General features: G+C 47.7%; 12 protein-coding genes and 1 pseudogene. 5 read left to right on the top strand and 8 right to left on the bottom strand.

Annotation, left to right across the window (positions count from 1 at the left end; translation table 11 throughout):
• Positions 1 to 180 precede the first annotated feature (180 nt).
• Positions 181 to 1,239, bottom strand: coding sequence for a LacI family DNA-binding transcriptional regulator (locus tag BP71_RS03805; protein WP_496376774.1), 1,059 nt, complete (start codon positions 1,237 to 1,239; stop codon positions 181 to 183).
• A gap of 259 nt (positions 1,240 to 1,498) precedes the next feature.
• The gene (locus tag BP71_RS03800) at positions 1,499 to 1,987 is read right to left on the bottom strand and encodes a GtrA family protein (protein ID WP_496376772.1); all 489 of its coding nucleotides are present in this window, start codon (positions 1,985 to 1,987) and stop codon (positions 1,499 to 1,501) included.
• 138 nt (positions 1,988 to 2,125) lie between these two features.
• Between BP71_RS03800 and BP71_RS03795 the strand changes: the two genes are divergently transcribed.
• On the top strand, positions 2,126 to 2,671 hold the full coding sequence (locus BP71_RS03795) for a hypothetical protein (protein WP_496376770.1): 546 nt from the start codon (positions 2,126 to 2,128) through the stop codon (positions 2,669 to 2,671).
• A 141-nt stretch (positions 2,672 to 2,812) separates the two neighbouring features.
• Here the strand turns inward: BP71_RS03795 and BP71_RS03790 are convergent, their stop codons facing one another.
• Positions 2,813 to 3,157, bottom strand: coding sequence for a hypothetical protein (locus BP71_RS03790; RefSeq protein ID WP_496376768.1), 345 nt, complete (start codon positions 3,155 to 3,157; stop codon positions 2,813 to 2,815).
• A gap of 73 nt (positions 3,158 to 3,230) precedes the next feature.
• Positions 3,231 to 4,469, bottom strand: coding sequence for a hypothetical protein (locus BP71_RS03785; protein ID WP_496376766.1), 1,239 nt, complete (start codon positions 4,467 to 4,469; stop codon positions 3,231 to 3,233).
• 222 nt (positions 4,470 to 4,691) lie between these two features.
• On the opposite strand from BP71_RS03785, the gene BP71_RS03780 reads away from it, so the two are divergent.
• Both BP71_RS03780 and BP71_RS03775 read left to right on the top strand, forming a co-directional pair.
• Complete coding sequence (locus tag BP71_RS03780; RefSeq protein WP_496376764.1) at positions 4,692 to 5,126, top strand: SRPBCC family protein; 435 nt, start codon at positions 4,692 to 4,694, stop codon at positions 5,124 to 5,126.
• A 76-nt stretch (positions 5,127 to 5,202) separates the two neighbouring features.
• Positions 5,203 to 6,204, top strand: a complete 1,002-nt coding sequence (locus tag BP71_RS03775) for a bestrophin family protein (RefSeq protein WP_496376762.1) — start codon at positions 5,203 to 5,205, stop codon at positions 6,202 to 6,204.
• A 26-nt stretch (positions 6,205 to 6,230) separates the two neighbouring features.
• Here the strand turns inward: BP71_RS03775 and BP71_RS03770 are convergent, their stop codons facing one another.
• Positions 6,231 to 8,882, bottom strand: coding sequence for an ABC transporter permease (locus BP71_RS03770; RefSeq protein ID WP_496376760.1), 2,652 nt, complete (start codon positions 8,880 to 8,882; stop codon positions 6,231 to 6,233).
• A 374-nt stretch (positions 8,883 to 9,256) separates the two neighbouring features.
• Between BP71_RS03770 and BP71_RS03765 the strand changes: the two genes are divergently transcribed.
• Complete coding sequence (locus BP71_RS03765; protein ID WP_496376758.1) at positions 9,257 to 9,886, top strand: response regulator; 630 nt, start codon at positions 9,257 to 9,259, stop codon at positions 9,884 to 9,886.
• Here BP71_RS03765 and BP71_RS03760 read toward each other — a convergent pair.
• Together BP71_RS03760 and BP71_RS03755 are read right to left on the bottom strand one after the other, a co-directional pair.
• A complete protein-coding gene (locus BP71_RS03760) occupies positions 9,851 to 10,744 on the bottom strand; it encodes a sensor histidine kinase (protein WP_496376756.1) in 894 nt (297 codons plus the stop codon). The two genes, BP71_RS03765 and BP71_RS03760, sit on opposite strands and share 36 nt — an antisense overlap.
• Before the next feature lie 252 nt (positions 10,745 to 10,996).
• Positions 10,997 to 11,377 (bottom strand): hypothetical protein, encoded by a 381-nt coding sequence (locus tag BP71_RS03755; protein ID WP_496376754.1) that lies wholly within the window; start codon positions 11,375 to 11,377, stop codon positions 10,997 to 10,999.
• A 325-nt stretch (positions 11,378 to 11,702) separates the two neighbouring features.
• Here BP71_RS03755 and BP71_RS03750 point away from each other — a divergent pair.
• Positions 11,703 to 11,918: pseudogene (locus tag BP71_RS03750) on the top strand (BspA family leucine-rich repeat surface protein); the annotation flags it as partial.
• 90 nt (positions 11,919 to 12,008) lie between these two features.
• Here the strand turns inward: BP71_RS03750 and BP71_RS03745 are convergent.
• Positions 12,009 to 12,425 carry a hypothetical protein gene (locus tag BP71_RS03745; RefSeq protein WP_496376752.1) on the bottom strand — a complete coding sequence of 139 codons (417 nt, stop codon included), beginning with the start codon at positions 12,423 to 12,425 and terminating at the stop codon, positions 12,009 to 12,011.
• Positions 12,426 to 12,483: the final 58 nt, after the last annotated feature.

Here is a 12,483-nt window from a genome sequence, read left to right as displayed (position 1 = left end):
GGCTTTTGAGTGATTCAATATTAAATTGATGGATTACGGGCACGTGCCCGTAAAGGTAGAAAAGAATTCCGGAATTCCATTTTTACGCAAATCATATCTATAAAATTTTGCGAAAAAATTTATAGGCAATGGATTTTGCGGCAATAGACCGTATTGCACCATATATGTTATACAACAACCCTAATTCTGATAAAACTCGTAGTTTTCCTTTGTGACAATGTCAATAGGCATGTAGTTCTGCCTGGTAACCGATGCGTTTACGACGAGCGTCTGATAGAGCGCCATCATACCGCGATAACCCTGATCGTCGGGACGGTGGCAGATCAGGAAGTCGATGACATTATTTTCCAGATAACCGACATTGTCTTTCACAAAGTCATAACCGATCAGCGACACATGGGTCCGGTGGCTGTTTTTGAGGAAAGAGGCAACTGTATGCACCCGGGAATTGGTCACAAATGCGGCCCCGATGTCCTTGTTCAAATGGAACACATAAGTAAGGTGACGTGCTACCGACTGATAATCCGTCTCCCGGATATCGATCCTGACGATTTCGTTAGGCTGATTGTTATCATTAAAATAGGCTCGAAAACCGTCTTCGATTTCGAGGTAATTGAAATTGTCGATCTCCTTGGAAATATTGATGATCAGTACTTTTTTCTCCGGTTCGAGGCGGTACGTCAGCAGCTTGGCCCCCACATAACCGCTTTTACGCAAATGCGGACCAATGTAGGACAGGCTATGGAGGTCGGGAATGTCGGAGTCGATGAACACGAATGGAATTTTGCGGCGGGCACATTCGGCAGCAAATTTCTTGGTTTCCTCGATAAATGAGGGCGAGATGAGAATGCCGTGAAATCCGGTGTCGAACACGCGCCTGATCTGTTGCCCAAACGCGTCTTTGTCATTCAGGTCAAAAAGGAAGACCTGCACCTGAACACCATATTGCTTCATCTCAGCTTCGGCCCTCCGGATCCCGCTTAGCGGAGCCGACCAGAAATCCGTCTCTTCCGATACATCGGGAATCAATGCGGCCAGGTTGATGATCTTCCTCGATGCCAGACGACTCGCCAGGATATTGGGCTGATAGTCCATTTCTTTGATGATCTCGTTGATCCTGGCCTTGGTCTTTTCGGAAACGCCGGTCCTGTTGTGAAGCACGCGGTCGACAGTTGCGGTGGAGACGTTGGCACGCCTTGCAATTTCCTTCACTCCGAACAATTCGTTCTCTTTTTCCATTCAGGGATTCGTTTGTGTCGCTCGCGGGAAACCGGCATTTCCTGCATTGCTAACGACGCTTGCGCAGGCACACGCGTCGGGTTAAGGCTTGATTTGGAAGGTAAATATAGCCGGTGTGACGTCATTCCTGCAAGGGAATTTCCATCCAACCTGATTCGCTGTGTTGCCAAAAGAAGAAATCCGGGGGCATTTACCGTCGCATGCAAACAATTTCGCAATAAGTCCCTCCGATGCCGGACTGGTACAACTACATTGATTTCTAAATGCCGAGCATTCGTTTCAAACGGTCATAGAAGCCGGTATCCCGGAAGGTGAATTGCTTATGCAAAATATAATTGCTGAGAAAGCTTGCTCCCATTGATGCAATTTGTGAAAACAATTTATTTAGATTAACTTCTTTCACGGAAAGCGGAATGACGAATGTAAATGTACCGGCCCATTCTTTGGAATACATATACAAATATTCGGACCCATAAACGGTAATCAGGCAGGAAAGAATGGAAACGGCAGTAAATTTAAGGGCTTGGCGTTTTGTCTGCGACGTGTTTCTCGCATTGAACGCAAATAGCCTGGTGAGAAAATAACCCACCACAAAAGAAAACCAGTATCCTGCGAATAAAGCGGACTTATAGGTTATTGTAAACCATTCCTGCAACAGCGTGGTAACCAGTAAATTGGAAAGTGCGCCTGTTGCTGCGACGATAAAATAGGCAATGAGATCGCGCCGGTTAAAGAGCTGGTCTGGCATATCAATGATTACTTGACGGGCAATATAGTAGTTTTTGCATTGCCATTTTCTCCGGAAGCCAGGTATGAGCACGAAAAAAATACGCGGCACAACGATCCGGACAGATTCATTGTACATTCAAAAGCAAACACAAAAGCTATGAAAAAAGACATCTGTATTTACCTCCTCCTGTTCTTCGCTATCGGATGCAAAGACAAGAATACCCCTCCGGTTCCACGCTTTGTTCCAACCGACGTAATTGTAAAAACAAAGAAAGATTTCGCGATCGACAGAGTATTCGATTTTATAAACCGGTACGATCACCAGGTCGAATACATTTATAATACCATTTACACTTCTACACTTCCACCCGACAGTCTCCAGTACGTGCTTGATTACCTGAACGGCAAAACCTATACCAACCGCAAAGACTGGCCCGTGTCGGGCTACCGTCACTATCTGACCGATGTCATCCACATATTCCCGAGGCTTTACGATATTAAGGACAAGGCCAATCAGCAAGACTGGCTGCGTTCGATGCAGGTTTTGAAGTTGAAAGAAGTGACAGACCGGGGCGAAATCAACGGAAGTATTATTTACTTTCACGTACCGCAGGGAAGCGAGTTGGAATGGGTTGAGAGATACGAGAAAATGAATTTCGTGGACTGGTCCCAGGTGAATGCTTATATTGATATCGTACTTTGAAATCCCAGGCAAGGGTTTGCGAAAGTGTTCCTGCGTGGGGCTGTTCCATCTGCGACAACCGACCGGTTTGGCCAGCCCATTTGTGGCAGAAAATCGTACCTTGAATTGAATTAAACTGTAAAATCGCTTAATTTGAATGGATCACAACTGTATTTCCCCATTGATCTTACGTAACGGCTCTTTTTCCCATGGACAAAATATCGCCAACTGATATCTTTGCCCGGGCCGGATTACCTTTTCCAACTTGTCATCGAAATAAAAACCAGGCTTGAAATACCGCCAGTGAATGAGCATATTTTTCCGGCCATTCCGAATGCGCGAGGCGGGAAGGAGAAGGCATTCCGAATTATTATAAATAATCAGATATACTTCACCTGATGAACCGTGATTTCCCGGATATTGATCTGATTGGATCGTGAGATGCCTGTTCTGGTTAACACCTCTGTCCCAGCTCAGCTTGACCGCTACAACGGAAGCATCGCTCAATGCAGTAGGTGTCAGTTGCGGAAATACCGGGGTAAATGTAAAAACAGGGGCAACTGCCTCTGCACGAAATCGCTCACAGCTTGGGCCGATCGTTCAAAATAGGATGTATTGCGATAGATAGCCACTTATGATTTCGATGATAATTATACAGACCCGCCAGATATGATGATTTGAATGCAACCATTTTGCCATAGTAGACATAAAAATTAAATATTAACAGGGAGAAGCAGAGGCAAGAGAAAGCAAATCCGACTATCCGCTTTCTACCAAAGTAAAGCAGGACGCCCCAGTAGATCATCACTAAAAATAACATTGAATAGATCTTGTACCTGCTGGATAGCGTAGTAAGCACATCATTGGAAGTTCTCGAATAAGCGATTGCCAAGGCCGTTACAAACAGAAATGAGTTGATTCCCAGCCACGCAACTGCCTCTTTCCGCTTTTGATCACCATCCCAGCCTGGAAGTGTGCGCATAAGCAGCAGAACTGAAATGTAACAGAGCGTGACGACCTCAAAGAGGCCCAGTCCAATGCCGAAAACATTTGAAATATCAACGGGACAATTCGTGTTGTCTGTGTAGTCAAAGATTCCGCCGACAAATGCCAAAAAATTATAACAGAAATATGGCGGGTGCCGGAAATGTGAAACAACACTGAATGCGTCGGTCGCGCTGTGCGCGCGGAAGTTGGTAAAGTACACTATGACCGTTATCATTCCCGTGACAATCCAGATCAGCGTCAGGCGGCTTCGCCGCAAAATCAGCAGCACTATCGCACCCGATATAAACAACAACATCCCATTGCCAAATGAAAATGTTGCCTGTATTGCAATTGCTGTTGCGCCAAGAAAGGCAGGCCTGGTCCCCTTAACCAGCAGATTAACTGCGATACAGCCCATTAAGCATACGGGCATGTAAACAGTACTGGCGCCTGCCCATAAATTACCCTCATACATAGCAGGAGTAAACATCGTCAGTAAAACCGGCAACAGAAAATACCCCTGTAAATCCAGACGACGGAAGCACTGCGTAAAGAAAAGTATGATGCCAACCAGCTTTAGGTTTCCAATCCAGATCATGACGAGAAAATTGACCTGACCAGTCAACCAGTAAGAAACCAAAGCAACCAACCTTGAATACAGAATCCGGTGCTCCACCCACTGCCCGAAAAGCAGATTGAACTTCTCCAGGTAATCAGGGTTGTCCTGGAATTGCTGAACGAACAACAGCGCACAATAAAAATCATCACCAATCGGAATATTGACAGCATTTCGACCAATCATGATGAAAAAAAGATGGTCGCCATTCCACACAGCAGCCCGTAGGACAAAAGCCAATTTGTTTTGAACTCCATTTTTTGGTTTTGAGGAAGTTCAAGTTGCAGACTGAAAAAGCTATCCTGAAAACAAATATTCCAATGGTCGGTCCGGGTTATTAAAAGTACATTCATTATTTCATGGCAGGTAAGATCACCAAAGGGAATTCAGAATGTTCACCAGTTGTTCTCCTGCTTTGTCCGGTAAAAACATTGTCGAATGTCAGAAGAGCCGATAGTCCGCCAGGAAATCCATATCAATGCGCCCGCAGCCCGTATCTGGGCTACGCTCACCATCCCGCACCTCATTCAGCAATGGATGCTCGATACCCCGCTCGAATTCCTGACCGAATGGCGCGAAGCAGGCGATGTCCTCATTCGCGGCGATCTGTACGGGCTTCCCTTTGAAAACAGGGGAAAAATACTCCGGTTCGAACCTTTCCGGAACCTGGAATACACGCATTGGAGCACCTTGTCGCTGGTACCGGACATTCCCGGAAATTATTCGGTCCTTCATTTCGAACTGCTTGCGCATGATAACCGTACGCATTTAATCCTGACCATCCGCGACTTCCTGACATTTGAAATATTCAAACACCTGCAATTTTACTGGAATACTGCACTGCATTCATTGAAAGAAGTGGCAGAGTCGTGAGAAGCATTGCCTGAGAAGCGATTTGTTTGCATTTTAGGAGCAGAAAATTATTCACTCCAAATACTCAATCGCGCCTATGTACATTAACCGCTACCTGTCACCGGTCATCGTCTACTATTATTCCTGGCGAATGGTCCTGTTTTCCCTTGTCACCGGATCTCTCGCCATTTTCGTATACGAATACCTTGAATGGAAATGGGTTGCGATTCCCTGGCTGCCTGTTTCGCTTGTCGGTACTGCCACTGCCTTTTTTGTGGGTTTCAAGAACAACCAATCCTACGACCGGAGCTGGGAGGCGAGGAAAGTATGGGGGGCCATTACCAATCACAGCCGGTCTTTCAGTGCCTCTGTAAGGTCTTTCACCACTTGTTCGCCCGATTCGGACCGCGTATCGGCCGCGATTGAAAATAAGGTGATCATCTACCGGCATATCGCCTGGCTGTATGCTTTGAAAAATGCGATGGCCCAGCGGACCAACTGGGAACATACGGACCGCGCCAGCGAACGGCAACGAAAAGCACTGACGGGCTCTCAAACGCCCTGTGACGTCGAAATAGCCAGACACCTTTCCGAAAATGACCTGGCGGCTATCCGCGGGAAGAAGAATTTAGCCACGCAGATACTCGATCTGCAGTCCCAGCACATACGGGATCTCCGGCGTGCGGGTTCTCTGGATCCGTTTCAGCATGTCGCTATTCAGGACCTGATCTCCAAGCTTTATGACGAGCAGGGAAAGAGCGAACGGATCAAAAACACGCCATTTCCCCGGCAATACGCCACCACCTCTACCCTGTTCATTTTCGTTTTCATGACGCTGCTGCCATTCGGACTGCTACCTCAGTTTGTAGATCTCGGGGAAAAGTTCATGTTTCTCCTGATCCCGTTCAACATGATCGTTTCCTGGGTTTTTATGTTCATGGAATATGTTGGCGACATCAGCGAAAACCCGTTTGAAGGCCTGCTCAATGATACGCCCGTGGGCACCATCATCCGAAATATAGAAATCGACCTGAAAGAAATGCTGGACGACCCCGAAGTGCCGGAAAAGATGAAAAGCTACTCAGGGGTATTGTTCTGAACAAGGGTGAAAGCTCCGGGCATTACCTAATCCGCCCGGAGACTTTTCACCGGATCCATCATCGCTGCTTTCAGACTCTGGAAACTGACCGTTAGCATCGTAATTGCCAGTGCACCTGCACCTGACCATATGAATACCGACCAAGGCAGACCTGTTCGGTATTCGTACCGTTGCAGCCATCCCGACAGCACATAGTGAGCAACCGGCGACGCAATGACGAGCGCCACCAGTACCAGCAATATGAAATCCCGGGACAGCAGGGTCCAAACGTTCCAGACAGAAGCCCCCATCACCTTTCTGACCCCAATTTCCCGCGTCCGCTGGGCGGCAACAAACGACGCAAGCCCGAATAATCCCAGGCAGGATATGAACGTCGCCAGCACGGTAAAGAAGCCTGCGAGCTGCCCGATCCGCTCCTCCGCGCGAAACTTGGCGTCATACTCCTGATCCAGAAAACGATAGTCGAACGGAACTGCCGGAGCATATTTTTTAAATACTTTTTCCACTTTATCCAATGCGTCCGTCACGCCAGCACCCGGGCGGAGACGCATCGTCAGTACATAGGCAGGCCAGGGCGCAATGTAATAAATCGCATGCTGCACAGGCTCGTAGGGCGATTCCATCACCATTCCTTTCACCACGCCGATCACGTGCAAAGGCTGATCGCCCCATTTGATCGTTTCCCCCACCGGATTTTTCAGTCCCATAAACCGGACTGCCTCCTCATTGAGGATCACCGCCAGCGCGTCGGTCGAGTGTACGCGGGAAAAATCCCTGCCGCGGGTGATCTGCCACCCCACCGTTTTCCCGAACTCATGTGTGACCCCGAATGTGACAAACGGCCTGTCACGGTTTACATCCTTCCCGCGCCAGGTAAAACCGGTTTCATTCTGCCGCTTTTCGGTCAATGGCGTCGTCGTTTTGGTAACTTCCACGATCGCATTGGTTTCCAGCAATTCGTTACGGAACGATTCAAAATGGTTATGAATGTCCAGCGTCGGCATATCCACCATCACAAGGCCGCTCCGATCATAGCCTACCGGACGTTCCTTGGTAAACTGTATCTGCCTGAACACGATCGCCGTGCCGATGATCAGGGTAACCGATACCGTGAATTGCACGACGACGAGTACCTGACGCGGGATGTATCCAAGGCGCCCCGACCGAAAAGTCCCTTTCAGCACATGCACCGCTTTAAAGGATGAGAGGTATAATGCGGGATAGCTGCCCGCCAGCAAACCTGTAACCAGACAGAAAGTGACGGCAATCAGCCAGAACCATGGATTCATCCACAGAATGACGATGTTCTTATCCGCCACTTCGTTGAAGAACGGCAAGGCTATCTGCACCAATCCGATCGCAATGACGAATGCCAGGAAGACAACCAGCGAAGATTCACTAAAAAACTGACCGATCAGCTGTCCGCGCAGCGACCCTACCGCCTTTCTGACGCCCACCTCCCGCGCCCGCTTTTCAGCCCGGGCTGTACTGAGGTTCATAAAATTGATACAGGCCAGGAACAAAACGAATGCGCCAACAATACCAAAGAGCCACACATACTGAATGCGGCCGCCGGTATTAAATCCATCTTTCCATTCGGAATACAAGTGCCAGCGGCTCATTGGATCCAGAAAAACGGCCGGGTGCACATGGCGCGCCTCGCCGCTCAATTTATCCAGCCGCACGTTTCGGATAACGGCAGAGACAGCCTCAACAGTGGCCTGGTCGGCGATTTGCGCGAAAACCTCCACGAAGTTGTTGTTCCATTCGTCCCTGTTTTTCTTTCCATAGCTTACTTCCGTTACAAAAAGCTCCCAGGGCGCCATAAAACCGGTACTCGCAAAAGCTGAATTGCGGGGCAGGTCGCGGTATACACCCGTCACCCTGACCGCCATATGATTATCAAGGGTTACTACCTGATTAACCGGATCTTCCGTTCCGAACAGAATATGCGCCGCTGACTCCGACAGCAGTACCGACGCAGGGTCCGAGAGTCCTGCACGCGTTCCGCGAACCATATCGAGTGTGAGCATATCCGGAGCCTGCGGTTCGATAAACCGGCCTTTCTCATTGAACTTCTTATCCCGGTAAGCAAGAACATGGCTTTCGGCCACAGTAGATGAGACGAGGTACTTGAAATGGCTCCCGTAGGTGAGCCGCAACTCGCGGCCCAATGGCGCAGGCACTTGTGTCTGCGTGGAAAGCGCGCCGCCCAGATTCTGGGTCTGCATGACCTGCACGATCCGGTCATAGTTTCGGAACGACTTATTGAATGCAAGCTCGTCGTGGAGCCACAAGCCTATCAGCATTGCTACCGCCATTCCGGTGGCAAGACCGGTAATGTTGATGAAAGAATAAGTCTTGTTTTTAGCAAGATTGCGCCAGGCAACTTTGAAATAATTACGGATCATCATGACATGCAGGAAAGAAGGTTGTGAAAATGACTCGGCCCGGCGCGGGCGCAATACAAGTGGCGGAAGCACGGAGAAAACATTCAGGATATAGCGGACCGTTGCCTGATAGCGTCCACTTCGGTTATACCAGTAATCGTAAAGCTCGTGGAGATCACCCTCCACCTCTTCGAGGGTATTTTCCGGGTGCAGCCATCGCAGCAGCAGCCGCGCCCAGCGGGGCGGTCCCGGATTATCCAACGGTCCGTTGTTTCGTTGGTCTTTCATAATTTTCTTTTTGCAATAGTACCTGGCGCAGCAATTTCCAATTTCAGCATGTATTTCTCACCGACTTCCGGACCTATACGGATTGCCACTCCCTATTTGTTTATATTTTATCGTACAAATAGTGAGCCAGCAGAACAATCAGAGCATAACTAATTAAAAATCAATAAAATAAACCGTGAATATCACAAGACAACCTGTTCATTTTTGAACATTGCAATTCCCTGCCGGACAACCGCAATTTGTGCTTTTGCTGTGGTCGTTTACAGGTAAGCGCCCTGCCTGGATCAGGATGTAACCGTTTCGGAGTGTCAGAATTTGCAGAAGCGTTCCAAATGTGCCAATATTGCGGCAGTTTTGCTTCTCAACGTACTATTATGCTAAAAATACTAATAGCCGACGACCACTCTCTGGTACGCTACGGCCTGAAATTGGCACTTCACAACTACTTTAAAGATAGCCTGATTGAGGAAAGCTGGGATGGAGATTCAGTGAAGGCGCGGCTTGAAAGCGACCAATATGATGTCCTGCTGCTGGATCTTAACATGCCGGAAACGGATTCTCCCCTGCTGTTGCAATGGATTCGCGAGTTTCATCCGCAAGTAAAGATCCTGGTCGTGTCGATGAATGACGAGCGCATTTTTGGAAAGCGTGCATTGCAACAGGGTGCCCACGGCTACCTGGAAAAAGATTCTCCTCCTGATGAACTGGCGAGAGCCGTGAAGATGATCACGGCGGGGAAAAAATATACGAGCCCCAACCTCGCCGATATCCTCATCAATGAAACACTTCAGGGAAAAGCGGCAAACCCATTTGACGAACTGGCGCCCAGAGAATTCCAGGTTGCGATGTATCTGGTCAAAGATTATACCGTAACGCAGATCAGCGAGATCCTTCAGGTTCAATATACCTCGGTCAACACATTCAAACGCAGGATATTCCAGAAATTGAACATTGAAACCAAAACGGAGCTAATCAGGCTGGCAGATGCCTACAATATTGGATGAATGGAGTCGCGACTGGATGGGACCTTTGCATATCAGTCCTGAAATAACGACAGATGTTCCCTTACCTCTTGTACTTGAAACCGAGAGGGTGTAGTCGAGCGCATAAGCAAAGTCGATGATGATCTGATATCCAAGCCGGCTATTGGATTCTACCGGGATATCGGCAGTGGGATTATTGATCCGCCGCGTGATTCGAAGTAAGTCGGCAGGTAACATGCCGGAGCCTGTATCCGAAACGACCAGTATTGGGCTCCCTTTCCGGTCGTGCTCAATCGCCACGGTGATTTTCCCCTGGTTAGTATGCTTGTTGGCATTGTCGATGAGATTACGCAGGATCGCCTTCAGAATGTCACGGTTGGTATGAATGAATATATCCCTGGGGTACTGTCCTGTAAGCCGGTTACCGTTAATTAGCAACATCTCTGCAAAAAACTGCTCTAACTCTGCGAACAGTTCATCGAATTCGAAGGCATATTTTGCCACCTGAAAATTTTCATGCTGCGAACGCGCCCATAAATTGACCTCCTTTACAAAGGCGTGGATATTGCCGGTTGCTTTTCTGATCTCCTCGGTGCCAGCCTTCACTTCCGGCAGCTGATTATTGGCAGCAAACCGCGCTACATGGTCGGAAAGGAGGTTCAGGAAATGGAGCGGCGACTGGAGATCATGGGCAATCATCATAGTGATCTTCTGTTTGAGGCCATTGCTGTATTCCAATTGCCGGGAAAGATCAGCCACTTGCCTTTCCAGCGCCCGCTTGGCGTAATCGAGGCGAAAATAACGCCATCGTATCCAAACGAAAACCAGGGATAACAATATCAATGCAAAAATCATCGCACCGATCCATTGTGAGATCATATACGCATAAGAATAAGTTTCGGATTGCCTGAGGAAATTCTAGCATGAAGGGAGCTTAAAGATTACGCAAGTAAGCTAGTTTGTAGTAAAATTACTACTTATTGTAGATATTTTTTAGGCAATTATTCGACCAATCGTAAAATCCCGAGATCAGCAGGCGACCGGCTGGCCCGAAAACGAACACAGCTCCACGGCAATACCGTGGAGCTGTGTTCGTTGACAACGATTTAATCCCGCCTACGTTTCACGCATCTACTCTACAAGTCTGATCCGTTTACACTCCTCAACGGTGAGGGTTGCCGAGCTCGCTTTCCAGTTTCCTACCTGCTCGCCCCCCTTGTAACGTTTCCCTGAAACAGTATAAGTTCCAACCGGCAGCGTAAGGCTCACGACCGACGCGCTTCCCGGCGCATTGCATTCAGGTCGTGCCGCAGCGGTTTGAGAAAGGGAGCCAAGTACCTTGCCATCTACGATCACATCAATGCGGTCGTATTTTTCGGGCGTGTAGTTGGTGTAAAAAATCAGGTTTCCCTGAGGCGTTGGTTCGTCATCTTTTTTACAGGAAGAAATGAGTGCGATCATCAATATGGAAGCGATGGTCGTCAAGCGAACGTTTTTCAAAAGATTTTTCATGACTAAGTTTTAAAACTGGTTTGAATAGATTTGGAATCTGTCGCGGGGAGCTGGCTACCTCTCCCGACACGACAAAATTATACGCGAAGGGGAGCCGCTTATCCGGATGTTGAGTGATTGGCAGTATTATTGAGCAGATCGACAAAAACGAAAAATGCCCTGCTTTGAGGCGGGGCATTTAATCGAAATCAAATTACAACTAACTGATTATTAATACATAACAAACAAACCATTAAATAAAAACAAGGTATTATTAACCGGCAATTTATTATCCGGCTATTGAATTAGGCAATCGAATTACGCCTAATATTAAAACTGGGATGTCAGTCATGTTACCAGTATGCGCGAGATGTTCTCAAATAGTTATCTTTTCAGCGAGCCAATCGGTAGCTCGTATGCAGGCAATATAACTTCGGTGTCTGGCATGTTCTCTAATGTAACCTCCTTCAGCCACCCGCTGAGTGCTTTTTCGGACCGGATAATGGCTAACATTGCCAGCACCGGTTTATTCAGCCATTTTCTGAAATCAATTTTTTTTTAGGTTGGGCTTTCTGGTCATTTCCCTTGTCGGCTCCAAAGAGCCCCAAGAGTGAAAAGCTTAGCTACAAAGATGCGGCGGTTGATCGCGTATCTAAACCGGGGCAACCAGATAGGGATTGCCTGAAACATAATAGGCAGGTTGATAAACTTCCCAGTTAATATCCGTTGCCGGGCTTTTTACAAAGCGTATCTGTGGCGTGAAACGATTACTCTGGAATTTGTTTGATCCTTCCTCAAAAACCAGTTTTACGGATTCTCCTTCGCGAACATTTAAGAAGTAGTTGCCCTGGGTATCGGTTTGAGTCTGGGCGATGATCTCCAGTTTGCCGGTTTTTGATATTCCGTAAGCCTTTACCTGAATGTTTGACAATCCTTTAATGAGATTATTTCTATTTTCCTCAGCTGGACTGACAATCCTAATGGCACGCCCTACAATCTGGCTAAAAGCTAGACCTGGAAGCGCAAGTATTGAGAGCAAAAGGAAATAGGCAAGCAAATGTTTTTTCATTTGAGCACCATTGAATGTATTTACAATTACTAATTTGAGGTTACTGGATGGTCCTTTA

It is taken from the genome of Dyadobacter ginsengisoli DSM 21015 (assembly GCF_059568735.1).
This window is presented reverse-complemented; position numbering and strand designations above follow the sequence as displayed.